This window comes from Lachnospira sp. CLA-JM-H23 (assembly GCF_040096425.1).
Classification (GTDB): domain Bacteria; phylum Bacillota; class Clostridia; order Lachnospirales; family Lachnospiraceae; genus Lachnospira; species Lachnospira rogosae.
This window is the reverse complement of record NZ_JBBMET010000010.1, coordinates 78,987-104,234: the sequence shown is the minus strand read 5'-3', so window position 1 is coordinate 104,234 and position 25,248 is coordinate 78,987. Positions and strand designations below refer to the sequence as shown.

The 25,248-nt window shown below is 36.3% G+C and carries 23 protein-coding genes; all 23 read right to left on the bottom strand.

Features of this window, described 5'->3' with window-relative positions; translation table 11 throughout:
• Window positions 1–113: 113 nt before the first annotated feature.
• Entirely contained in the window at window positions 114–2,189 is a 2,076-nt protein-coding gene (gene topA / locus WMO42_RS12590) for a type I DNA topoisomerase (protein ID WP_349153089.1), read from the bottom strand.
• Between the two features lie 88 nt (window positions 2,190–2,277).
• The gene (gene dprA / locus WMO42_RS12585) at window positions 2,278–3,405 is read right to left on the bottom strand and encodes a DNA-processing protein DprA (protein WP_022502719.1); all 1,128 of its coding nucleotides are present in this window, start codon (window positions 3,403–3,405) and stop codon (window positions 2,278–2,280) included.
• Window positions 3,402–5,045, bottom strand: coding sequence for a YifB family Mg chelatase-like AAA ATPase (locus tag WMO42_RS12580; RefSeq protein WP_349192430.1), 1,644 nt, complete (start codon window positions 5,043–5,045; stop codon window positions 3,402–3,404). The genes dprA and WMO42_RS12580 overlap by 4 nt, the downstream gene beginning before the upstream one ends.
• Window positions 5,046–5,444: 399 nt before the next feature.
• Window positions 5,445–6,422 (bottom strand): DHH family phosphoesterase, encoded by a 978-nt coding sequence (locus WMO42_RS12575; RefSeq protein ID WP_022502721.1) that lies wholly within the window; start codon window positions 6,420–6,422, stop codon window positions 5,445–5,447.
• Window positions 6,423–6,438: 16 nt separating this feature from the next.
• Window positions 6,439–7,302, bottom strand: coding sequence for an ATPase, T2SS/T4P/T4SS family (locus tag WMO42_RS12570; RefSeq protein ID WP_022502722.1), 864 nt, complete (start codon window positions 7,300–7,302; stop codon window positions 6,439–6,441).
• A gap of 147 nt (window positions 7,303–7,449) precedes the next feature.
• Window positions 7,450–8,598, bottom strand: a complete 1,149-nt coding sequence (locus WMO42_RS12565) for a hypothetical protein (protein WP_349172039.1) — start codon at window positions 8,596–8,598, stop codon at window positions 7,450–7,452.
• A gap of 15 nt (window positions 8,599–8,613) precedes the next feature.
• The gene (locus WMO42_RS12560; RefSeq protein WP_055307036.1) at window positions 8,614–10,476 is read right to left on the bottom strand and encodes an aminopeptidase P family protein; all 1,863 of its coding nucleotides are present in this window, start codon (window positions 10,474–10,476) and stop codon (window positions 8,614–8,616) included.
• A gap of 150 nt (window positions 10,477–10,626) precedes the next feature.
• Complete coding sequence (gene sigK, locus WMO42_RS12555) at window positions 10,627–11,265, bottom strand: RNA polymerase sporulation sigma factor SigK (RefSeq protein ID WP_022502725.1); 639 nt, start codon at window positions 11,263–11,265, stop codon at window positions 10,627–10,629.
• A 198-nt stretch (window positions 11,266–11,463) separates the two neighbouring features.
• Window positions 11,464–12,711: a U32 family peptidase gene (locus WMO42_RS12550; RefSeq protein WP_022502726.1), complete on the bottom strand. Its 1,248-nt coding sequence runs from the start codon at window positions 12,709–12,711 to the stop codon at window positions 11,464–11,466.
• Window positions 12,712–12,726: 15 nt separating this feature from the next.
• Window positions 12,727–13,368: an O-methyltransferase gene (locus tag WMO42_RS12545; RefSeq protein ID WP_055174380.1), complete on the bottom strand. Its 642-nt coding sequence runs from the start codon at window positions 13,366–13,368 to the stop codon at window positions 12,727–12,729.
• A 23-nt stretch (window positions 13,369–13,391) separates the two neighbouring features.
• Window positions 13,392–13,781 (bottom strand): endolytic transglycosylase MltG, encoded by a 390-nt coding sequence (locus WMO42_RS12540; protein WP_349192429.1) that lies wholly within the window; start codon window positions 13,779–13,781, stop codon window positions 13,392–13,394.
• Window positions 13,782–13,824: 43 nt separating this feature from the next.
• The gene (locus tag WMO42_RS12535) at window positions 13,825–14,169 is read right to left on the bottom strand and encodes a YlbF family regulator (RefSeq protein ID WP_349192427.1); all 345 of its coding nucleotides are present in this window, start codon (window positions 14,167–14,169) and stop codon (window positions 13,825–13,827) included.
• Between the two features lie 22 nt (window positions 14,170–14,191).
• Window positions 14,192–15,862, bottom strand: a complete 1,671-nt coding sequence (locus WMO42_RS12530) for a ribonuclease J (protein ID WP_055174379.1) — start codon at window positions 15,860–15,862, stop codon at window positions 14,192–14,194.
• 23 nt (window positions 15,863–15,885) lie between these two features.
• Window positions 15,886–16,152 (bottom strand): DUF1292 domain-containing protein, encoded by a 267-nt coding sequence (locus WMO42_RS12525; protein ID WP_055307037.1) that lies wholly within the window; start codon window positions 16,150–16,152, stop codon window positions 15,886–15,888.
• Between the two features lie 29 nt (window positions 16,153–16,181).
• A complete protein-coding gene (gene ruvX / locus WMO42_RS12520) occupies window positions 16,182–16,613 on the bottom strand; it encodes a Holliday junction resolvase RuvX (protein WP_022502732.1) in 432 nt (143 codons plus the stop codon).
• A 7-nt stretch (window positions 16,614–16,620) separates the two neighbouring features.
• Entirely contained in the window at window positions 16,621–16,878 is a 258-nt protein-coding gene (locus tag WMO42_RS12515; RefSeq protein WP_055175014.1) for an IreB family regulatory phosphoprotein, read from the bottom strand.
• 164 nt (window positions 16,879–17,042) lie between these two features.
• Entirely contained in the window at window positions 17,043–17,735 is a 693-nt protein-coding gene (locus WMO42_RS12510) for a DUF4956 domain-containing protein (protein ID WP_055307038.1), read from the bottom strand.
• Between the two features lie 32 nt (window positions 17,736–17,767).
• Complete coding sequence (locus tag WMO42_RS12505) at window positions 17,768–18,601, bottom strand: polyphosphate polymerase domain-containing protein (RefSeq protein WP_349172037.1); 834 nt, start codon at window positions 18,599–18,601, stop codon at window positions 17,768–17,770.
• A gap of 361 nt (window positions 18,602–18,962) precedes the next feature.
• On the bottom strand, window positions 18,963–19,439 hold the full coding sequence (locus tag WMO42_RS12500; RefSeq protein ID WP_055174376.1) for an HD domain-containing protein: 477 nt from the start codon (window positions 19,437–19,439) through the stop codon (window positions 18,963–18,965).
• A gap of 163 nt (window positions 19,440–19,602) precedes the next feature.
• On the bottom strand, window positions 19,603–20,412 hold the full coding sequence (locus WMO42_RS12495) for a mechanosensitive ion channel domain-containing protein (RefSeq protein ID WP_349192424.1): 810 nt from the start codon (window positions 20,410–20,412) through the stop codon (window positions 19,603–19,605).
• Between the two features lie 151 nt (window positions 20,413–20,563).
• Complete coding sequence (locus tag WMO42_RS12490) at window positions 20,564–23,026, bottom strand: alpha amylase C-terminal domain-containing protein (RefSeq protein WP_349192422.1); 2,463 nt, start codon at window positions 23,024–23,026, stop codon at window positions 20,564–20,566.
• A gap of 27 nt (window positions 23,027–23,053) precedes the next feature.
• Window positions 23,054–23,902 (bottom strand): alpha/beta hydrolase, encoded by an 849-nt coding sequence (locus tag WMO42_RS12485; protein ID WP_055307040.1) that lies wholly within the window; start codon window positions 23,900–23,902, stop codon window positions 23,054–23,056.
• Between the two features lie 52 nt (window positions 23,903–23,954).
• Complete coding sequence (locus WMO42_RS12480; protein ID WP_349192421.1) at window positions 23,955–25,193, bottom strand: DUF1015 family protein; 1,239 nt, start codon at window positions 25,191–25,193, stop codon at window positions 23,955–23,957.
• Window positions 25,194–25,248: the final 55 nt, after the last annotated feature.

Sequence of the window (25,248 nt, the reverse complement as noted above, 5' to 3'; positions counted from 1 at the left end):
CTATCACACAACTTTTGAATTTTCAACTAATTTACCACATTTTATCTGACAATTCTCTGTAAAACATACCCAAATTGTTCATTATCACTTTTTAATTTGATATATGTTACATATCAATTATCATTTTTAGCAGTATCTAATATATAACCGCACTCTTCATTGGCACATACAAGCTTGTTGCCTTTTATTAGCATTATGCCACCGCACTTAGGACACTTCTTATCCGATGGTCTCTGCCAGCTCATAAAATCACATTCCGGATATCCCTCACAACCATAGAACATCCTTCCTTTCTTAGTCTTCTTAAGAATTATATCCTTACCACACTTTGGGCAGGCAACACCAATCTTTTCAAGATATGGCTTGGTATTGTGGCACTCTGGAAATCCAGGACACCCTAAGAACTTGCCATGTGGACCATATTTTATAACCATATTACGTCCACATTGGTCACATATTACATCTGTAACTTCATCTTCTATCTTTACATTTTCAAGATCCTTTTCTGCCTTATCAACAGACTCCTTTAAATCTGGATAGAAATTCTTTATAAGCTCTTTCCACTTAACATCTCCGTCAGCAACTCCATCAAGAAGCGACTCCATATTAGCTGTAAAGTTGACATCAACTATCTGCGGAAATGCTTTCATCATTGAGTCATTAACAGCCTTTCCAAGCTCTGTTACATAAAGATTTTTCTGTTCCTTAGCGATGTAATGTCTTGCAATTATAGTTGATATTGTAGGAGCATAAGTACTTGGTCTTCCTATTCCAAGCTCCTCAAGAGCCTTTACTAATGAAGCTTCCGTAAAATGTGCTGGTGGCTGTGTAAAATGCTGTACTTCCTTAAGTTCTTCCAAAGAAAGCTTTGAATTCTCATCAATACCTTTTACTAAAGCATTAGCCTCTTCCTTGTCATCATCACTCTTGTATACAGACATAAAACCATCAAATGAGAGCTTTGAAGCTGATATATTAAAGCGGTAATCACCAGCAGCTATCTTAACAGAAGTTGTCTCATATACAGCCTGTGCCATCTGGCTTGCAACAAATCTTTTCCATATAAGCTGATATAATCTGAACTGATCCCTTGACAACGACTCTTTAATAACAACTGGAGTAAGTGTAATATCAGTTGGTCTTATCGCTTCATGGGCATCCTGTATCTTTTTATCTTCTTTTTTCTTAAGGTCATCTTTCATAAGATACTCTGCACCATAATTAGCTTCAATATATTCCTTTGAAGCTGCCTGTGCTTCCTCTGCAACTCTTGTAGAATCAGTTCTTAAATATGTTATGACACCAATAGTCCCCTTGCCGGCAATATCAACGCCTTCATATAACTGCTGTGCAATACGCATAGTCTTGGCTGTAGCAAAGTTAAGTGTCTTTGAAGCCTCCTGCTGTAATGTACTTGTTGTAAATGGAAGTGGGGACTTCTTAATCTTCTCCCCTCTCTTTATGCTGTCAACGCTATACTCACAGCCTTCAAGCTTTTTCTTGATATCTTCCATCTGTTCTTTATTCTTGATATCAATCTTTCCATTGACATCACCATAGAACTTGGCAGTTACTGGCTTTTTCTCTCCCTCTACGTCTAAGACTGCATCCATTGTCCAGTATTCTTCTGGAATAAAAGCATCTATTTCATTCTCCCTGTCACATATTATTCTCAATGCCACAGACTGTACTCGTCCTGCACTAAGACCTCTCTTTATTTTAGCCCAGAGTACAGGGCTTATACTGTAGCCAACAACTCTGTCAAGAGCCCTTCTTGCCTGCTGTGCATCAACAAGATTCATATCTATCTTTCTTGCATCTTTTATAGCTGCTTTAACTGCTGTCTTAGTAATTTCGTTAAATGTTATTCTGTATATATCCTTATCTTCCAACTTTAACGCCTTAGACAAATGCCACGATATAGCTTCCCCCTCTCTATCGGGATCGGTTGCAAGATATACTTTATCAGCCTTCTTGGCTTCCTTACGAAGTGCGGCAAGTATCTCGCCTTTACCACGGATTGTAATATATTTAGGCTCAAAATCATTATCCACATCTATTCCCATCTGGCTTTTCGGAAGATCTCTTACATGCCCTTGAGATGCCATAACTTCATAATTAGAACCCAAAAACTTTTTAATTGTCTTCACCTTTGCTGGTGATTCCACTATTACAAGATACTTTGCCATTAATATTAACTCCTTTAATATATGCTACCACAATGCCTAATCTCTAACAAAACAATATATTCTACTGTCTTTTAGTATTAACCAAAAGCTACACTCTTGCATAACAATTATGTGCAGTCTCTTTGATTTTACCCTCTAATTCCAATTCAACTAAGGCACCGCTTACTGTCTGTAATGATAATCCTGTCTTATTAATTAGTTCATTAATACCCACTGGATACAAATCCACACAACTATACACCATATTTTTAGGTGTTGCAAGTTCAAATTGTGATACAGATTCCAACTTTTGCAGATATTCCGGTATACCGTTAATGCCTGACAGCTTATTTTTTATCCTGTCACACTCTAATATATCCTCAGCTTTAGTCATTATATAAGCTCCTGATTTTATAAGTTCATTACAGCCCTCACTTAATGAATCTCCAACTCTCCCCGGTATAACATATACATCCTTATTCTGCTCTAACGCCTGGTCTACAGTTATTAACGAACCACTCTTTGCCCTTGCCTCAACAACTACAACTGCATCAGACAGACCGCTTATTAATCTGTTTCTTTCCGGAAACTGTCCACAGACCGGTTTTACTCCTGCCGGATATTCTGACATTACACCACCAGTCTTTTTTATATCAGTAAACAGCCCTATATTACAAGCTGGATAACAAATGTCAACTCCACTTCCTAATACTGCACAAGTATATCCTGAATTATCAAGTGTTCCTTTATGTGCGGCAGTATCTATCCCAACAGCCATGCCACTTATAATCTGTATTCCATATGAAGACATCTCATATGCCAGCCTGGCCGCTACCATCATTCCATATTGACTTGCCTGCCTCGAACCTACAATTGCCACTGAAGGCTTATCACTGTCAGGAAGCTTTCCATTATAATATAGTCCATATGGATAATCATATATTTCCATAAGCTGTGCAGGATAGTCCGCTTTCCCCGGATGTGTGAATTTAATACTGCTTTTCACTAAGGCATTATAATCCCTATATATCTGTTCATCTTTAACTGAGCTGATTATATTTTCTGCATCTTTGCAAGACAATCCGCAGCATTTTAAATATTCTGAGCCAGCGTTATATATTTCCTTAGGGGAATCGAATCTTTTCAACAGCTTACTAATCTTTCTTCTTCCTATGTTTCTAATATTATTAAGCCAATACCAGTAATATTCTTCAAGAAATTCATCATATTTTATCAACTTTTCACCTCACAGTTCTTATAGAATAATGCTTCCGTAAGGTGCTCTTTTTCTATATTAACACTTCCCTTCAGATCAGCGATTGTCCTTGCTGTCTTTAGAACTTTATTATATGCCCTGGCACTCATATTGTGCTGCTTATACATTCTCTCCATAAGCTCATTGCACTCCACATTCAATGTACAGTATTTATGTATTTCCCTCACTCCCATCTGCGAATTATAATTAATATCAAGCTTTTTGAATCTGTCCTTTTGCATTTGTCTTGCGGCTTCAACTTTATTTTTCATATCGGTAGAATTATATATAGTATCCACATTTCCCTTATTCCTCATAACTTCATAGGATACCTCATCAACCTTAACACACATATCAAATCTGTCCCACATAGGATTGCTTATTCTTCCTATATATCTTCTTATGTCATATTCCGAACAATGACACCTGTTCCTGTCAGGATAATAGCCGCATTTACACGGATTGATAGCTGCTGCAAGCATAAAATGTGCTGGATATGTATACGCTGCATTAACCCTTACAAGCGTTATAACCTTATCCTCCAAAGGCTGTCTTAACGCTTCCATAATAACCTGATTAAATTCCGTCATCTCATCCAAAAATAATACGCCACCCTCCGATAACGTTATTTCTCCCGGTCTTGGCACAGCTCCTCCTCCAAGCAACGCCGCCTGTGTTATTGTATGGTGTGGATTTCTAAATGGTCTTTTTACCATAATTCCACACTCACTATCCAGCAGTCCTGCGACACTATATATCTTCGTAAGCCTTAACTGCTCCTCATAATCCATATCCGGCATTATTGTCGGTATTCTCTGGGCAAGCATTGTCTTGCCGCTCCCTGGTGGACCTATATACATTATATTATGCATACCTGATACAGCTATCATCGTTGCACGCTTTGCAGCTTCCTGCCCTGATATATCACTATAATCAATATTATAACTGCACGAGTGATTATTATTTTTCACTTCTGAACCATATGTAAACTTAACCCGCGAGCGTTCCAATACATTATAAGTATCATTATTAATGTTGCCATCTGACTTATTACATTCACCAGATTTCACATCAGCCTGCTTTATATTCTTTCTACTTCCATCTATTACGGCTATATTCTTTAATATCTCTATAGTCTGGCTTAGCGTTTCAACTCCATATATATTAATATTATTGATAATTCTGCCCTCTGCTATATTAGCCTTCGGAATTATGCAGTTGTCAATTCCTGCCTCTTTAGCCGCACATACCATAGGAAGCACTCCTTTAACCGGATTAATGCTTCCGTCAAGACTTACCTCGCCTATAATCAATACATTTTCCAATATCTTTAAATCAAAACAGCCATTTGCCGCCAGTATCCCTATTGCAATTGGAAGGTCGTATATTGTGCCCTCCTTTCTTATATTGGCTGGCGATATATTAATAACTATCTTCTGCGGTGTAAGTTCAATACCCGAATTCTTAATCGCCACCCTGACCCTGTCTTTCGCCTCTCTTACCTTAGACCCAAGTGCTCCACTCATATCAAATGTCGGAAGTCCAAAACCAACATCTGTTTCTACATTAACAATATATGCATCAATTCCGTATACAGCCGCACTTATCACTCTGCTAAACACATCTCACCCTTTTCCTTTCTCAAACTTATCACTACAACTATAACTAAAGCTATAGCCATAACTAAAACGATTATAATAACTACAATAATCATAAGTCCCTGCAATACTATTTAGTTGTAACATTTTAAATAATTGGGAATGTAATATTATAGAGCATAATATTACCAAAGAATATTCATTAATAACTGCTCAGCAATTATTAACAACAACTCACTAATCATCAATATCAGCCTGTTAATTGTTAATATTAACTAATTATTCATTAACGATAACTCACTAATCTTAAGACATACTGCCTAAGATTACTAATATTGAAATATTATTATTATCGACTGGCATAATATGTATTTCAATATATTATATATATCATATGTATACATATTATGCAAGTCTTTTTTATTATTTATTTACTTTATTAACTTCTGACATAAATCTGTTTTTTATGATTTCTCTTATGCCTGCGGCATCTTTTCTTTCTAACTTATCATAGCTTATAAAACCACCAGCCATATGCTCGTGTCCGCCACCATTACCTATATCACATAATGCTTTATTAGATATTCTTCCCGAATCGTAGCTTCCATTACTTCTTATTGACAGCTTTATACCCTCTTCTTTAGCCGAATATACTATTGCAAGATTAACACCATCCAAAGACATTATAAAATCGCATATAGAGGCAATCAATGACTCCTTGCAGTTGTCCCCTGCACTGGCAAAACAGATGTCATTCTGTATATCAACATTGGCAATTGCATAGGCATAAGCTTTTAAATCGTCATACTGTCTTACGCTTGTGTCAAGATTATTAAGAACTTTATGGTCTGCACGGTTGTAAAGATAATAGAACATATCAAGATCCAGCTTTGTAACACCACGCTTCATATCTGCTGTATCAACCTTTATTCCATAGAGCAGTGCCGTTGCCATATGAATATCAATAACAACATCATTTTCTATATAATACGAAGCTATGATTGAAGCACATGCCCCGACATCTGGTCTTATGTCCTTAAATACATATTTGCTGTCATTATATACTGGGTGATGGTCTATACAGATTGTCTTGTCTGAGTGCATATCTATTATGTTGGCATTGCCATTCTGTGCATCAACAATAATAACTTCTCTGTTACAATCCAGTTCCCAGGCACTTTTTACTTCAAGAATATCAATATTAAGAAGCTTTACCATCTTTGCGGTAACTGTATTTTCAATACTGCCCTTATATACAATCTGTGCATCTATCCCTTCTGCTCTTAAAAGATACTTCATACCATATGCACTTGCTATAGCATCAGGATCTGGAAAATTGTGCATCTGTACATACACACTGTTTCCTTTAATACAAGATATTATTTCTTCAAGCTTTGTCATCTTAACCCTCATTTTCTTAATTAATCTTTAATATCTCAAAAGAAGCCTTTATGCCATATTTATCCTGTTGTATTAACTTCTGTGACACAACCATTTTTAAGACTTCCTTAAGCTGTGTATTTATCTTCTCTTTCTCTGAAGGAGGAAATTCATCAATAATGCTCTGAATTATATCTTTAGTACCAGCGACATCAACAGCAGCAATAACAAAACTTCCTGCTTTAGCCGCTTTTATTACTGCTTTAACCGTATCTGGCTCACTCATTCTTCCAACCTGAATCACATCTACATCTTCTCTTATTGCAAGCTTAAGCCCCTCATCATAAGAAGCCACATCTATGCCTACCTCACGCTGGTTCACAATAGCATTTTTATGGGTGTGTACATACTCAATAGGGTCTTCCAATGTCAGTATATGAACACATTTATTCTCATTAATATAATCAATAATCGAGGCAATTGTCGTAGATTTACCGCTTCCTGCCACTCCGCCAAGAATAACAAGTCCGCTTTCGCTATCACATATGTCAATCAACTCTTTAGGAACACCTATATCCCCTGGTGCTGATACACTGTCTGTTACAAGTCGTATTGCACAGGCAGGAAGCCCTTTTTGCATAAATGCACTGACTCTGTATCTTCCTGCCTTAGGCACTGACAATGCAAATTCAATCTGCTTATTATCCCTGAACATTTCTATCTGCCTGTCATCCATTATACTGTATATTATCTTACTACAATCTGTCTCTGACAAGCTTGGATAATCAAGATTAGCAATTCGTCCGTTCACTCTCATTCTTGGAGGCACACCAACTGTAATATGCACATCTGACGCGCCTTCTTCCCTCGCTGTCATCAAAAGTTGTTCTACTGTTATCAATTCAACTTCCTCCCACTGTATCCATAATTACTATCTGTTCTTAGATTACTTTTATTAATTCTTCTGCACACTATAACAGCAGATATTAATTATTATCTATTCTTCGACTGCTTCTATTAATTTCTCTGTATGCTGTAACGCCAGCTATTAATTATTATCTATTCTGTCTATGCTGTAATTATCTGAAAGGGCGCCTATATACTCCTCATACAGTACCCCTCTGTCTGTTCCGCATATAAAACGCTTATTCTGGTTATCGTGTCCTACATTAAAATCACCATCAACTGTGATATACGCATTAGCATATCTGAATACATAGCTGACAGGCTCACTGCTCTCATTATCACTTACAACAGCCGATGCCTGAACGATAATATAATTATCCGCTTCCTGTCCTGCTGCCAAAGCCTTAAGGAAATACGCCGCATCAATATTGACATCAGATACATTTTCTTCATTAAGATGATACAGGTAATCTGTGTTGCCTGTTGCCACATACAACATTCTGTAGGTTGCATCTTCTGTTTCTTTAGTGATAGTTTCCTTAATCTCTTTATATATGTCAGCCATAACATCTTTATTAACTTTAGTATAATCATCGCAGTAAGCAGCAAGTTTATCTGCTGTATAAGTCATCTCACAGGCTTTGGCAAGTATGCCGTGCCTTGCCATATCTTCATAAGATACATCACAGCTTACCTTAATACTGTCATTAAGCTTAATTGAAGATGCCTTGTCCGCAGTAAATGTAAGTGTCTTAAGATAATCATCATCCCAGTCATTGTCTATTATAACTCTGGCATCAGGGCTTATTCCTGAAAATGTTACATCAACCCCGCTGTATATATCTATCTTTGCACCTGCATTAATGCCTTTAGCCTTATAAGTATACTGCTTCTTATTAATATCAACACCTGCATTATCTGCATAAGTATCATTAAATTCTATCTCGCAGTGGACTTTATCACCATTTTTAATATCGGTATCTGTTGTGTATACATTTATTGATTCAATGAACTTTCTAACATAATATTTCTTATCGTCATCAGCTTTCTTTCCTAAAAGCTTATTAGACAGTGCATCTTCATCTACAACAAATGTCACCGAAGCATATCCGTCAGCACCTGTATACACAGGCTTTATATAATCTCTTATGTCAAATTCATTAACCTTTATAAATACTGCAACTATCAATATCACTGCAAGGACTATTCCACCAACAGCAAAATATACTTTATTGCTCAAAGACTTATCCTTCACATCTACTTCTTTTTCTTTAAACTCTTTAATCTGCATACACCAAAAGCCTCCTTACAATTCTCTTGTGCTATATACAAGCTGTTCTAATTCCTCACCTTTCATATATGGGCTTAACACATTATACACCTGTTTATTATAATTATTAAGCTGTTCTATATCTTTATAGCTAAGATATTGTACATCAACAAGGTCTAAATCCACAGGAACCATAGTAAGCATTTCAAACTTAAGCCACCTGCCATATTCATTTTCCTTATCCTCTGTAACTATTATTTCATTCTCAATTCTTATTCCAAATCTGCCATCAGCATACACTCCTGGTTCATCTGATGTTACCATACCCGGTGTTAATACAGCAAGGTCATTTACCCCCTGTATATGCTTCCACCTAAATCCATTAGGTGCTTCGTGGACATTTAAAAGATAACCAACTCCGTGACCAGTTCCACATCTGTAATCAATATTCTCATTCCACAACGGAGCTCTTGCCATTATATCAAGATTATATCCGGTACAGCCGTGAAGAAACCTTGTATTGGCAAGATTCAACATTCCCTTAAGTGTCAGCGTATAGCACTTCTTCATCTCATCTGTAACTTCACCTAACGCAATAGTTCTTGTAATATCTGTTGTTCCACGCATATATTGTCCACCCGAATCAACTAAAAGCATCCCCTCCTGCTTTAGCGTACTGCAGTTATCCTTTGAAGCCTGATAGTGCATCATTGCCGCATTATCAGCGTATGCACTTATTGTATCAAAGCTTAATTCAATGTAATCCTTTATACCACTTCTAAGATTATCAAGATATTCTGCCGCTGATGCTTCTGTTATTGTCTGTCCTGATTTAACTGCCTTCTTAAGCCAGAATATAAATCTTGTCACGGCAAGACCATCATCAATATGTACATTCTTAAGGTTGGTTATTTCTATGTCATTCTTCACTGCCTTAAGGAGAACCTCTGGATTTTCCTTTTCGACAAGTTCTATCTTATCATTGTCCTTAGCATAAAGATATAATCTTGTATTAACCCTCTTTTTATCAATAAGCACTTTATGTCCTGCTATGCTTCTTATATCCTCATATATATCATTATAAGGCTTAACCTCAACGCCAGCCTCTATAAGTTTATCTATACAGTCATCAAGCCTGTCTATATCTGTATACAGAACAGTCTTGTCCATATATACTGCCGCATATGCCATAATAACAGGATTACAATGTACATCCCTGCCTCTTATATTAAAAAGCCAGCATATATCATCAAGCGAGGCAATAATATGTACATCTGACATATTGTCTTTCATTGCACAACGCACATCAATAAGCTTATCTTTAATAGTCTTTCCTGAATACATAGTATCAAGATAAAATGCCTTGCTGTGTGGGAATTCTGCCCTGTCATTGTATATTTGTTCTATCGCATCAAATGAATAGTTACAATGTGCCTTGTTAAATTCAGCCATTTTCTTAAATTCTATTCCCTGTCCTGCCTGTACACATCTTCCGTCAAATCCTATTGTCATTCCCTCTTTTAAAAGTTCCCTGCAATATTCATTGAGTGCAGGTACCCCTGCACTTCCCATTCTCATAAGCTTATACTCTGTACCGCTAAGCTGTTTCTCAGCCTGCACAAAATATCTGCCATCTGTGAAAAGCACTGCAGTGTCACTTGTTATAACTGCTGTTCCTGCTGAGCCTGAAAAGCCAGAAATGAATTCTCTTTCCTTAAAGTAATCACCTGCATATTCAGAAATGTGGTAATCGCCCGTTACTACAACATAGATATCCACGCCTTTTTCTTTCATTATGCCACGTACTGCCTCAAGACGTCTGCTTATAACTGTATTATTATTACTGCCATTATTCGTAGCATTATCGTTAATTATTTTATCATCAGAGATATTATCCATTTTAAATGCTCCTTTTATCTATTACGGCAGTATTATCCGACTGCGGCGGACATCTTAGCGATATATTTCTCCGCCACAGCACGACTTACTGCTTAAGCATAAGTATACCATACCCTGCTGTCGATTTTGTAGTTTTTATGTTAAGTTTTGCTATCCTATTAACTTTTTATTCTCCAAAAGGGCATATAACTTGTTAAGAGCGTGCCTTTCTATACGGCTTACATAACTGCGGCTTATGTTTAACTTTGCCGCAAGTTCATTCTGGGTCATTTCCTTACTTCCAAACAGCCCAAATCTTCCTATTATTATCGTCTTTTCCCGCTCTGTCAATATATTATCCATATTGTCATATATGCACTTTAACTGCTCTGCTGTAAGCATCTCGCCTACATCATCTCTTGTTTCATCACCGACAACATCTATAAATGTTATATCATTGCCCTCTTTATCCGTGCCAATCGGCTCATATAAGGACAGCTCCTGCATTTTCTTCTTATCATTTCTTAACATCATCAATATTTCGTTATCTATACATTTTGCCGCATATGTCGCAAGACGGATTTTCTTATCAGGGTTAAAGGTATTAACCGCCTTTATCAGTCCTATTGTTCCTACTGATATTAAATCCTGTGTATCTTTCTCTGCACAAGCATATTTCTTAATCATATGTGCTACAAGGCGCATATTCTTCTCTACAAGTATATTCCTAGCCTCTATATCCCCATTACGGCTTCTTATTAACATCTCTTTTTCTTCCTGCTCTGATAATGGTTTCTCAAACACCTTCAAGAAAAAGCACCCCTACACATATTTCTATATTTTATGCGTAGGACACACCTTTATTGCATATCCATATAATTTATTGCATATTGCTCAAGTGTGCATCATCGGCACATAGTGCCTTTTATGCAACTTTGAATTCCTATTACATAAAAATACGCCAGTATGGACTATTCATTCATACTGACGCACATAAATCTTAATATATTATTCTTCTTTTCTTCTTAAAATGTCATATCTTTCAAGTTCTACACCAAGGTCAATATAAAGCTGCTGTTTAGGATGTGGACAGCTTTCCATATCAACGCCCTTTTCGTCAGTTATCCGCTTAACTGTAACTAAAAGATTAGTTCCGTCCGGCTTCATAACTTCAATCTCCTCACCAACCGAGAACTTATTACGCTGTTCTATATTGTAAAGACCTTCTTCGTTCTTATCTCCTACAATTCCAAGATAAGTGTATTCCTTAATGTATGTGTTGCTTTCATATATCTGTGTATTTTCATCTGGCTTTCCAAAGAAGAAACCTGTTGTATACTGTCTGTAAGTACATTTGCTTATCTCTGACTTGTAAAATGGAATTCTTGACTTATAAAGTTCTGGGTCTTTTAAGAAATCATCAATTGCAAGTCTGTATGTTCTTGCAACTGTAGCTACATAAAGGGCTGTCTTCATTCTTCCCTCTATCTTAAAGCTGTCAATTCCTGCCTCTATAAGCTCTGGAATATGCTCAATCATACATAAATCTTTAGAGTTAAAGATATAAGTTCCTCTTTCATTCTCATATACAGGCATATATTCGCCTGGTCTGTTCTCCTCAACAACAGCGTACTTCCATCTGCAAGGATGTGTGCAGGCACCTCTGTTAGCGTCCCTTCCTGCCATAAAACTGCTAAGAAGACATCTTCCTGAGTATGATATACACATAGCACCATGTATGAATGTTTCTATCTCCATCTCATCAGGAATATTCTTTCTTATATTCCTAATCTCATTCAATGAAAGCTCTCTTGCTGTTACAACTCTCTTAGCACCCTGTTTCCACCAGAACTGGTATGTCATATAGTTAGTATTATTAGCCTGTGTGCTTATATGAATATCTATATCGTGAAGTTCTTCCTTGGCAATTGTGAACATTCCCGGATCAGATATAATAACTGCATCTGGCTTTATAACATCAAGCTCCTTAAAATATTCCCTTGCTCCGTCAAGGTCATAGTTATGTGCAAGTATATTAGCTGTAACATACACCTTAACATCTCTTTCGTGGGCAAATTTAATTCCTTCTACCATATCCTCTTTTGAGAAATTCTTAGCCTTAGCTCTTAAGCCAAAAGCCTCTCCACCGATATATACTGCATCAGCACCAAATATAACTGCAATCTTTAATACTTCAAGACTGCTTGCTGGTATTAAAAGTTCAAGTTCCCTGCCATTATAATAATGTCCTGCCATATTATTTTCCTCCATTTATTTTTTAACACTCAATGTAATTCCGTCTCCAATTGGTACAATTGAAGTTATAAGATTATCATTATGTGTAAGCTCATATACATACTCTCTAATTCTTGTATGTATTGTCCTGTCCCTCCTTGTGACAACATATCTGGACTCTACAAGCTCACCCTCCTGAAGTATATTATCTGTTATAAGAAGTCCGCCCTTAGGCATAAGCCTTAATATTTCAGGCAGATAATTAATATACTGTCCCTTGGCGGCATCCATAAATATAAAATCATATGGACCTTCCAGCTCTTTTAAGACTTCCATAGCATCGCCCTCTATAAGCCTTATACAATCCTCTTTTCCTGCCCTCTTGAAATTATTGCGGGCTATAGGTATTCTTTTATCATAATTCTCTATTGTATCAATTATACAACCCTCAGGCATATTCTCACTCATAAGAATAGATGAGTAACCTACTGCCGTTCCTACTTCAAGAATCGACTGTGGCTGCTTTAATTCAAGCAGCACCTTTAGCAGATTGCCCATCTCTTTTCTAATAATCGGGACATCGTCCTCAATTGCTTCCTTTTCGATTGTATTACAGATTGGTGAATTACCTCTATCAAGAGAATTAATATAAGCTACTATTCTTTCGTTGACAATCACCTTAGTAAACCTCTCATTAATATTTATTCACTATCACCAGTATCAGTTGTGCTGATGCCAGCTAATATCTTCATCATATCTGTTGGCTTCATACCTGTATTAAGACTGTATGTTCCCGCCTTAAACTTATCTTTATAATCAGATAACTTTACCTGAAAATAAAATATTTTCTCATCACTAATAAGACCTTTTTCATATAACTGGCTGGCTAACTTCTTAGCTGTTACACCATCAGCTATTGTCACTTCAACTACTTTGGCATTATCAACTGTGTCTACAGACTTCTCATTAAATATATTGTTACCAAATGTATAGGCTTTTGTTCCAAACATAACAACCACTACTACAGCAATTGCAATAAACAATGCATTAAGTGACAATGAAACAACCATTCTTATAGATTTATTATTCATAATCAAATATCCATTCCCGTCCGACTAAATATAGTTATGATGATTAATTATTCAAGAAATCAACATCGAATTCAATTGTCTCAACTACAGTTCTGCATATATCCTGAACCATACGGCACAGACAGACCTCAGACAGCAGATATCTGTTGACCATATTCTGTCTTCTCATATCTGCATATCTATTATTAAGATCCTCCTGTGCGGCAAATATATCATCAACCTTACCACTATTCTGTATATCAAAATTCTGTCTTCTGAACTCATCAATACTTCTCTTTAAATTAGGGTCTTTATCTATAATAGCCTCTAGTCTTTTATATTCAATATATTCAGGGCTTTCTTTTATAGCTTTGCTTAGTTCAAGCTTTAACTGCTCAATTCTCTGCATTAATATCTCCCATTATAACTGATTACATCTGAGCTTCCATAATAATTGGAAGAATAACTGGATTTCTCTTCATCTTCTTCCACAAATATTCGCTGAGATCATCTTTGATAATGTTCTTAATCTTACTCCAGTCAGTGATATTCTTATCAAGACATCTAAGAACAGAATCTGTAACTATAGCTCTTGCCTCATCAAGCAGTTCTTCTGCCTCTCTTACATATACAAAGCCTCGAGTTACAATATCCGGTCCTGCAACAAGCTGTCCTGTATACTTCTCAAGTGTGAGAACAACAATTATAATACCATTCTCTGCAAGATTCTGTCTGTCTCTTAATACAATATTACCTACATCACCAACTCCAAGTCCATCGACAAGAATAGCTCCTGTGTGAACCTTTCCAACGATTGCAGCCTTCTCATCACTAAGTTCAATAACATCACCAGATTTGGCTATAATAACATCTTCCTTATCATATCCAAGTGACATTGCAACTTCCTTCTGTGCTATAAGGTGTCTGTATTCACCGTGTACTGGTATAGCATACTTTGGCTTAAGAAGTGAATATACAAGCTTTATCTCTTCCTGACAGGCATGTCCAGATACATGTGTATCCTGGAATATAACCTTAGCGCCCTTCATTCCAAGTTCATTGATAACTCTTGCTACAGACTTCTCATTACCAGGAATAGGTGTTGATGAAAATACAACACAGTCGCCCGGCTGGATAGATACCTTTCTATGAAGGTTAGCTGCCATTCTTGAAAGGGCTGCCATTGACTCTCCCTGACTACCTGTTGTAATAAGCACAATCTGCTCAGGTGTGTAATTCTTCATAGCCTCTGTCTCTATAAGAGTACCATCTGGAATATGAAGATATCCAAGGTCTTCAGCAACATCTATAATATTGACCATACTACGGCCTTCTACGCATACTTTTCTTCCATATGCAACTGCCGCATTAATAATCTGCTGTACTCTGTCTACATTAGAAGCAAATGTTGCAATTATAATTCTGCTGTTCTTATTATCATTAAATATCTTGTCAAATGTACTTCCTACAGTTCTCTCTGACATTGTAAAGCCCGGTCTTAAAGCATTAGTACTATCGCACATAAGTGCAAGCACGCCCTTCTTTCCAAGCTCTGCAAATCTCTGTAAATCTATTGGTTCACCATTAACTGGTGTATAATCAACCTTAAAGTCACCTGTATGGACAAGAATACCTGCTGGAGAGAATATTGCAAGTGCAGCTGCATCTGCAATACTGTGGTTAGTTCTTATAAATTCCACCCTGAAATCACCAAGAGTAACTGACTGTCCATATCGTACAACTTTTCTTTTAACTTCACGAAGCATATTATGTTCTTTTAGCTTAGACTCTATAAGTCCCATTGTAAGACGTGTAGCATATATAGGAACATTAACTTCCTTTAATACATAAGGAATTGCTCCGATGTGATCCTCGTGGCCATGTGTAATAACAAATGCTTTAACCTTATCAATATTCTCCTTAAGATAAGTAACATCTGGAATAATAAGGTCAATACCAAGCATTTCTTCTTCTGGAAAGCTTAAACCGCAATCCACAACAACAATACTGTCATCGTATTCGATGGCAGTTATGTTCATTCCAATCTGTTCAAGGCCTCCAAGTGGAATCACCTTAACAGAACCGACATTTTCTTTTTTCATTAAGCACCTCATTCTTTATTCAATTATATAAGTTCAATATCATCATCCATAAGTTCCGCAAATATTCTGCTGATTGCATCAAATTCTGTATCGTCCTCAACAAATTCATATACTGCATCTGCATCTGCTTCACTTGATGTGTCTTTTAAAATGTAACATTCCGCATCTGTATCTTCTTCATCAGAAGAATCTGTTACTAATAAATAATTAACTCCATTCGCTCTTGTCTCTTCAATAATATATAATTCAACATTCTCGTTATCATCTGTAACAAATGTGAGCTTTTCCATATTAATTTAAACCACCTTTATTAATTCATTTACCTGCCTGCATTAGCCTGACAGTCAAGATAACCTTGTAATATAAACACAGCAGCAATCTGGTCAATAACTGCCTTTCTGTTCTCTCTTCTTACGCCGCTTTCCATAAGTGCCTTCTCTGCTGAAACTGTTGTAAGTCTTTCGTCCCACATAATGACTTCAAGCCCTGTTCTTCTCTCAAGATTCTTAGCAAACTCTTCACAGGCTATAGCTCTCTCACCTACAGTATTATTCATATTCTTAGGGAGTCCGACAACTATCTTCTCAACGTCATTCTCTTCAATAATAGCTTCTATTCTGGCGTATGTCTTTCTAAGCTTATTCTCTTCTTTTCTTGTGATTGTCTCAACAGGCTGTGCTGTAATGCCAAGTGCATCGCTTAACGCCACGCCCACTGTCTTTGTTCCATAATCCAATCCAATTATTCTCATAACTTAATTATAAACCCTTACCCTCTATGAAGTACTTGATAACCTCTTCTACAAGTTCATCTCTTTCTACCTTCATAATAAGGCTTCTTGCATTGTTATGACTTGTAATATATGTTGGATCTCCTGACATAATATAACCTACTATCTGGTTAACAGGGTTATATCCTTTTTCTTTTAATGCAAGATATACTTGTTCAAGTATTCCTTCTACTGATATTGTCTTTTCTGGCTGTGTTCTAAAAAATTGTGTATTATTATCTATCATATCTACCACGTCCCTTTCGTATACCTTATTATAATATAACATATCACCAAATAAAACAAGAGAAAAATCAAAAACCACCATCTGATGAATAACATAATACTATCATTCATCAAATGGTGTTTAATTTGTTATACTATATAATCTTCCACTTAATATGTCAACATTTAATTCAATGCCGATACGCTGTTTTCTGGCATAATTCCTACTGATATATTAAGATTTCCATTTCTTACCCTTAATTCGTCAATGAAATCTTTTTCTGCATCATCATTTTTTAATCTGATTTCATATGTAAGCTCATACATTGTGCCCATATTAGTTGTCTTAACTTTATTTAATCTGTTCTCAGACGTGTATTTATCAAACAGATCATCAAATACCGAATTATAGTTAAGGCTTTCTGGAATAACAATTTTAAGCTGCTTACGTCCTTCATTCCTATCTACAAAACCTAATGCTGATATAAGTATTAAAAGCAAAAGCATAACTGCTGTAAATGCTGCTGCAAATGTTACATATCCAAGACCACAAGCAAGACCTGCTGCCATTGTAAAGAACACAATTGAAATATCCTTAGCACTTCCCGGTGCACTTCTGAATCTTACAAGTGCAAATGCTCCTGCCATCGAAAATGCTCTTGCAACATTGCTTCCCACAAGAAGAATAACGACTGATACAACCGCTGGAAGCATTAAAAGACCAATTATAAAATTCTTCTGGTAACCTTCTTTTTTGCTGATGTACATATATACAATTGCAATAATAACTCCGATTACGATTGATGCACCTAAAGATATTGCCGCCTGGCTGATATTTATTGAATTATCCGCTGTTGATGTAAATATTGATTCAAACATAATATTGCTCCTTTTAATTTATACTTTTATTATTAGATACATATTGCACTTTTTCCATACTGTCCATACTGACAGCCATATACATTACCGTATTCCTTTGCATATTCATTAGGTGCTATCTGGTTACTCAATTCCTCTGTATCTTTATCATAACCTTCAAGCACATATCTTTTATATTCTGTTCCATATTTAGAGAATGAAACAGAATATATATGCAGATCCGAAAGACATCTTGTAAACCACATCGGTACTGCACCGCTTATTTTAATCTCCATAAGATACAATCTGTCAGGAATAAGCTTATTGCCATAGCTTCCGCTCTCAAGCCTTACATTGCCTCTCCTTGTTGTTATATTAGTATCAAATGTAACTCTGAAATCACCATCATTTTTTTCAAAATAAGCATACCTGTCATATGAAAGATATACCTTTGGCTTTAATGTATACATTTTCTTAAAATAATCAATCTCTTTAAGCACCTGTGTGTTAATACATTGTGTGTCACTCTCAGGATACACATCACTTTCCATATACTTATATGCGTCTTTTAGTACAATTGATGTTCTGCGTTTATTAACAATGCCATTATATTTCTTCTTAATCTCAAGAAATACCCTGTCTTCTCCACAAGGAGTACCATAGCTTCTCATTCTGAGTTTCTCCTTGTATACAGGCTTCTCAATTGAACTTCTTATAAGCCTGTTGTCATCAGTATCATAATAAATGTTACATATACTATAAAATTGTCCATTAAGATTATATTTATCCGGCTCCATATAATCATTTATTCGTTCAAGCAGCCTTCTGAAAGTGTGTTCATCAAGTATATATTTTTTCTCATATCTGTTAAATACTTCAATTGCCATACACTGGTCTCCAATCTTTCCTGCACATCTTAATATCCTCTGCAAGTTACTTCACAACGCGTTTTCCTGTGAACAATTGTATATTACTTGGAAATTGTGACCAAATGATGTAAAAAATAAGTAAAAAATGTGATATTGCTGTGTATTCTGGCATTCGCAATCTTAATATCCCAACGACTTAATTCTTTATGACTATATGAAATCACTCTGTCTTCTAAATATATCCATACAACTATATAAAGGAACAAAAAAATCCGGCAGTACACTGCTTAAACGCAACATACTGCCGGAGTATTTATAAGTATTAATCTTAATTCAACTGCTCACTAACTGGTCTATTCTGCCAATTAATATATACATTCTAGTAACCTACCGCTGGTGCGAAGGTTTCCTTAACTGCACAATACTTGTCAGCAAGGCATACAAGCCAGGCTTCCCTGCACATAGGTGGAACTATCGTAAGAGGAAACATATGTCTTGAGATTATATTTCTTTCTATATCGCCAAGATTATATTCCTTCTCTGCATTCCTTAGTGCTGTTGCAGGATGTGTAAAGCCGTGGAAATGATGTCCCTTTCTCTTTATGTGCCAGTCATATAAGAAATAATCGTGTAAAAGTGCTCCTCTTATAAGTGCTTTCTCATTCACCTTTAAATGAAAGAATTCTGCAAGCTTAAGACTTGCTCCTGCCACACCTACACTATGCTCATATACTGTTGTTAAACCGTGCTGTATAGCATTCTTCTCGTGTGCAAGATTGCCTTCCTGCTCTAATTCAGAAAGCACAAAATTAAAAAGCTGCTGTCTTTCTTCTGATAACTTCAATTCATTCTCCATTCTGATACTCAGCCATTAATCTTCATATCATATTAATATCCCACATACAATAAGTTACTTTATATGAACAGGAAATTCAAGTTAGTCTATATGAACCATTCATCCCATCCGGCAACATTATAGCACACATATATTCATATAACAATATATTATCACACAATATTTATACAATATGTACGTCCATCTGGTTAAATGGAATTTCTATGCCGTTCTTATCAAATTCCGACTTGTATTCTTCAAGAAGTGCAAATCTTGTATCCCAGTAATCTTCTGTCTTTACCCACGCTCTTGTCTCAAGTGTCACACAACTTTCATCAAGGCTCTTTACTATAACCTTCACTTCCTTATCCTTAAGGATTGAATTATCAGCTGCAAGAATATCACTTAATATATTCTTGGCAAGCTTTAAATCAGATGAGTAACCTATAGGCATCTCGATATCAAGACGTCTGTTATCTTCAGCACCCACATTTACAATATTAGAATTAGATAATGCACCATTAGGAAGCATTACCACCTTGTTATCAACTGTTGTGAGCTTAGTGTAAAGAAGCTCTATAGTTCTAACAGTTCCCTCAAGATTACCAACTACTATATAGTCACCAACCTTAAATGGCTTAAATATAAGTATAAGCACTCCGCCTGCAAAGTTAGAAAGCGAACCCTGTAATGACATACCTATTGCAAGAGCTGCTGAACCAAATACAGTTACAAGTGAAGTTGTCTGTATTCCAAGTTCATCAATAACCATAAGTATAAGCACTGAATAAAGTGCAAATCTTATTATTGACATTGTAAAATTAACAACACCTGGGTCTAAGCTTCCTTTATCAAATACTTTCTTTAAGAATTTCATACAAAGTGCTATTACTTTCTTACCAACAAACCATATGATAATAGCGAATAAAATCTTCCATATTCCAGTAAGTCCCCAGTGTGTAATCTGTTCAACTATACTTGTTATCTGCTCCATAACACATATGCGTATATCGTAAACACCTTATCTTTCATATTTACTAATATACTTTCTCCTTCCTTTATAATATTGCTGGTTCTCATACTATCCAGTTTTTTAATTTCCAATGTCAGGATTATATGTCTGTCCTGTCCCCATATGTTCCAGTTTATTTTTTAAGCTGACTTAACCTAAGCTTCATTTCCTCGTCTATTCTTTCGCTTTCCTTAACTGCTTCTAAAGCTTTCTTCTCAGCTTCCTTTCTTGCATTCTGTGCAAGCCTTAAGCTTTCCTTGGCTTCCTTCTCAGCATTTGCCGCCCTCACAGCCTCTTCTTCCGCCTTATCAGCAAGTTCTATTGCTAAATCAACTCTTTTTTCTGCTTCAACCTTAGCCGCCTTAGCTTCATTTTTAATCTGGATTTCTTTAATCTCAATATCAGTATATGGTTCATACTTATATACAACCATTGCTGATGCTGGTATATCAACAAACATCTTATACCTATCATTGCTGTCAGCTTCAACCGCTGACTTCACAACAACAGCTTCCACCTTGCCATCACCGCCATATTCCTCATTGTCACTGTTAAATACAAGCTTGTACTTTCCAGCCTTAGGTACATTTAACTCATAAGCCTTTCTTTCAACCGGAGTGAAATTAACTGCCACTATGTCCATATCATTATCTGACGAATATCTTGCATATGAATAAACTGTTAATTCTGCATTATAATTATCAACCCACTCAAAACCATCTGATGAGCTGTCTGCCTCATACATTGAATTATCTGTTGTATACAATGTGTTGAGTGCCTTTATATATGCTTTCATCTGCTTATACGCCGGTTCTTCAAGTCTGCTTAAAATCTGCATTTTATCATCATCTACAGACACTAATGCACCTGTATCATTGCCATAAGACACACATACTGGTCCTGGGTAAGTATATATATATCCTAATACTGCCCTTATATCAGAAAGTCTCTGCTTATCGTCATTGCCAGATACCATTGCATATAAAGTATCATCTTTTAATGCCTCGTAAGTAAGGTTGGTAATAAAATGTTCCTTATAATGATATAACATTTCATAAGTAACCCTGTTATACATTCCCTTTCTAAACAATGGATCCTGCTTTACGAACTCAAAGAATTCCTCATTAAAGCCATCATTTAACTTATAATCAAAACCAAGACTGTCCTCATTATCATTATTTCGTGTAACGTCTGACCACAAGCTCTTTTCATCTGCTATAGTTATCACGCCGTCATTTCTCTTATGGACATATTCATTCATCTGCTTTATGAATTCTATGGCATCAAGATTTTCATTGCCGCCATACATATTAGGCGTCCATTCGCCAGGATTCTTGCCATAATCAAGATATAACATCGTTGCTGTGTCTGTAATCTTAATTCCGTCTATATTATATTCATCAAGCCACATAGCTATAGCTGATATAAGGAAGCTTCTTACCTCGCCCTTCTCATAGGCAAATGTTGTTATATTCATCTGAGGCTTTTCAATTATCCTTGGCTTAAGATAACCATAACAGTCACCACCATCATAATTAACTATACTTCTTATATCAATGCCAAAATAAGCTACATTAAAATCAATAATTACACCTATTCCGTTATTATGAAGTTCCTTAATCATATGCTTGAAATCTGTAGCTGTTCCATACTGTGATGATGGTGCATAATAACCTGATGCACCATAACAATAACCTGTCTTTTCAAAAATACTGTCACTGCCCTTTATAAGAACATAAGTATATCCTGTATCTTTAACATACTCTGTAATATATCTGGCTATATCCATATAATTAACCTTAGCCTTATTCACAGGAATATTATCATATGCAATCTCAAGTATAGACAAAGGCTTATTAACACCCTTTATCTGTTTTCTTTGCTTTACCCATTTAACATTATCTTGTACAGCCTGTGGCTCACCTGTTACAGAGTGTGCATCTGCGTACTGTGTAATCTGTCTGGCATACGGATCAAGCTTTAATACAGTATTAGTACCTTTGAACTTTATCTCATACATATATTCCTGTCCAGCTTCAAGTTGTGGAATGAATATTTCATATATACCATTGTCGGTAATACGCTCCATCTGGTATATCCTTCCATCCCAGCTATTAAATTCGCCTACAACACTTACTCGTAACGCATTAGGTGCCCATGTTCTAAAAAGCACACCTGAAATGCCGTCTTTTTCGCACACCTTATTACCAAGAAGGTTATATGCATTGTATTCAGTTCCTGCTGCGAACTTGTTAAATATAACTTCTGACTTATCAAATCTGCCAAATGAATATGGGTCACGTAATCTTGTAATATGCCCATTCTTATCTTCAATATTAAGAACATATTTAACATTTTTCTTAATCGGTATTAATGCCGCAAAAAATCCAGCATCATCAACTTTTTCAAGTTGTATGGCTCTTTTTCTTTCACTTACTGATACACTTACAGATACAGCATCCGGTCTGAACACCTGTATAAGATACCCCTCTTTTACAAGGTGGCCGCCTAATATACTGCAAGGCTGACTGCTTTCCGAATACACAATTTCTTCAATCGCAGGCCAATCCATAAGCTTATATAACTTATTATCCATACCCTTCTCCATTTCTATGGCTGTTTCTTATGCCATACGGTTCATCCACTGTTCAAACAACTTAGTCCATTCATATACTTCCGGCTGATAATGTTTGCCACCCTTTGTAGCAGTTTCTTTAGTTCCAAGTCCCAATCCATGACAGCCATCTGGAAATACGTGATATTCAAACTTAACATTATTCTTTCTTAATGCTTCTACAAACAAAAGTGAATTCTCTAATGGAACAGAATTATCATCAAATGTATGCCATACAAAGCTTTCCGGTGTATCTTTAGACACCTTATTCTCTAATGATATATCATCTATATATTTATCATAGTTTTCACCAAGCAGCTTTACAAACGAACCCCTATGTGAATTTTCCCCAGCTGTTATTACAGGATAACCTAAAAGAAGTCCATCTGGTCTTACATATTCCTTATCACATCCCAGATATTTTTTTGCAAATGATGCAACCATATCACCACTCCACATAGTACCAAGACATGCCGCAAGATGTCCTCCAGCTGAGAAGCCTGCAAGTATAATTCTGTCAGGATTAACATCCCATTCCTTAGCGTGATCCCTTACCCACTTAACTGTATAAGCCGCTTCATATACCTGTGTCGGATATACATATGGTGCAAGGCTGTATCTTAATACTACCGCATTATACCCAAGATCCAGCATTTTAATAGCCATAGACTCGCCTTCTCTTGGTGAATGATGGTCATATCCACCACCTGGACATATTATAACAAGTGGTCTGTTAAATGGGTCCTGATAATCCGGGTACATTTCTTTAATATATGTTGTTATTGTTGCTTTTTTATCCGGTGTCTTTAACCCAAGTTCCTCATATGGAAGTTCAATATCGTATACTTTATGTAACATAATAATCCTCTTTTCCATTCTATATTCTTTACATCTATTTTGAACCATATACTTATTCTTCAATCTTATGTATAAACAATCCACTTCTTAACTTTGGCTCAAACCATGTAGACTTTGGTGGCATAAGCCTGCCCGCATCGGCTACTGCAAAAAGCTCTGCTATGGAAGTTGGATACATTGAAAATGCCAGCACGCAATCAGTATGACATCTTTTCTCAAGCTCCAAAAGTCCTCTTATTCCGCCAACAAAATCAATTCTCTTGTCCGTCTTAGGGTCATGTATACCAAGTACAGGCTCTAACAGGTTATTCTGAAGTATTGCAACATCAAGCCCATCTACAGGATCATCTGATAATATATCCTTCTTAGCCTTAAGCTTATACCACTTCTCATCAAGATACATTCCAAATTCCGCCTTATAAGCCGGTTCTACTGCTGCAGCACTTTCTTCTATTTCAAACTTTTCTTCTATCTTCTTAATAAATTCTTCTTTACTGTAGCCATTAAGGTCTTTTACAACTCTGTTATAAGGCATTATCATAAGTTCTTCATCTGGGAAAAGAACTGAAAGGAAATAATTAAATTCCTCCTCACCTGTATAATCAGGGTGTTCTTCCCTTCTCTTTAAACCGACCTTAACTGCTGATGCCGCCCTGTGATGTCCATCTGCTATGTAAATATCATCTATTCCTGCAAATGCTTTCTCAATATTTTCTACTGACTGTGCATTTGAAATCTTATACACCTGATGTCTTATACCGTCTGGTGAGGTAAAACTGTAGAGCGGCTTTGTTTCCTTGGCTTTGACTACTTCATTTCTTATAACCTCATCAGCCCTGTAAGCAAGGAATATAGGTCCTGTCTGTGCAGAACATCTGTCAACGTGGTTAATTCTGTCCTGTTCCTTATCAGCCCTTGTATTCTCGTGCTTTTTAATAATATTGTTATTATAATCATCTATGGAAGCACAGGCAGCTATTCCTGTCTGTGTTCTGCCATTCATTGTAAGCTCATACACATAATATGCCTTATCTGTATCAGTAATAAATGTACCATCTGCAATTCTGCTATCCAAAAGCTCCCTTGCCTTGTCATACACACAGTCTGCATATGTATCTACACTGCTGTCAAACTGTGTCTCAGCCCTGTCTATCGCAAGAAATGACAATGGCTCACGTTCTACTTCCTTTAACGCTTCCTCTCTGTTGTATACATCATAAGGAAGTGCCGCCACTCTGTCTGCAACCTTTTCATCCGGTCTTATACACTCAAATGCTTTAATAACTGCCATACTGCCTCCAATCTGCCCTGCATAACAGGGCTTTATCTTATTTTATACTTAATTA

Coding starts and splice junctions, on each gene's coding strand:
- topA (WP_349153089.1), bottom strand. CDS start 2,189: ATGGCAAAGTATCTTGTAATAGTGGAATCACCAGCAAAGGTGAAGACA.
- WMO42_RS12575 (WP_022502721.1), bottom strand. CDS start 6,422: ATGACAAAGCTTGAAGAAATAATATCTTGTATTAAAGGAAACAGTGTG.
- WMO42_RS12565 (WP_349172039.1), bottom strand. CDS start 8,598: ATGCAGATTAAAGAGTTTAAAGAAAAAGAAGTAGATGTGAAGGATAAG.
- WMO42_RS12560 (WP_055307036.1), bottom strand. CDS start 10,476: ATGGATAATATCTCTGATGATAAAATAATTAACGATAATGCTACGAAT.
- WMO42_RS12550 (WP_022502726.1), bottom strand. CDS start 12,711: ATGGCAGGACATTATTATAATGGCAGGGAACTTGAACTTTTAATACCA.
- WMO42_RS12540 (WP_349192429.1), bottom strand. CDS start 13,781: ATGAATAATAAATCTATAAGAATGGTTGTTTCATTGTCACTTAATGCA.
- WMO42_RS12535 (WP_349192427.1), bottom strand. CDS start 14,169: ATGCAGAGAATTGAGCAGTTAAAGCTTGAACTAAGCAAAGCTATAAAA.
- WMO42_RS12530 (WP_055174379.1), bottom strand. CDS start 15,862: ATGAAAAAAGAAAATGTCGGTTCTGTTAAGGTGATTCCACTTGGAGGC.
- WMO42_RS12525 (WP_055307037.1), bottom strand. CDS start 16,152: ATGGAAAAGCTCACATTTGTTACAGATGATAACGAGAATGTTGAATTA.
- ruvX (WP_022502732.1), bottom strand. CDS start 16,613: ATGAGAATAATTGGATTGGATTATGGAACAAAGACAGTGGGCGTGGCG.
- WMO42_RS12515 (WP_055175014.1), bottom strand. CDS start 16,878: ATGATAGATAATAATACACAATTTTTTAGAACACAGCCAGAAAAGACA.
- WMO42_RS12510 (WP_055307038.1), bottom strand. CDS start 17,735: ATGTTTGAATCAATATTTACATCAACAGCGGATAATTCAATAAATATC.
- WMO42_RS12505 (WP_349172037.1), bottom strand. CDS start 18,601: ATGGCAATTGAAGTATTTAACAGATATGAGAAAAAATATATACTTGAT.
- WMO42_RS12500 (WP_055174376.1), bottom strand. CDS start 19,439: ATGGAGAATGAATTGAAGTTATCAGAAGAAAGACAGCAGCTTTTTAAT.
- WMO42_RS12495 (WP_349192424.1), bottom strand. CDS start 20,412: ATGGAGCAGATAACAAGTATAGTTGAACAGATTACACACTGGGGACTT.
- WMO42_RS12490 (WP_349192422.1), bottom strand. CDS start 23,026: ATGGATAATAAGTTATATAAGCTTATGGATTGGCCTGCGATTGAAGAA.
- WMO42_RS12485 (WP_055307040.1), bottom strand. CDS start 23,902: ATGTTACATAAAGTATACGATATTGAACTTCCATATGAGGAACTTGGG.
- WMO42_RS12480 (WP_349192421.1), bottom strand. CDS start 25,193: ATGGCAGTTATTAAAGCATTTGAGTGTATAAGACCGGATGAAAAGGTT.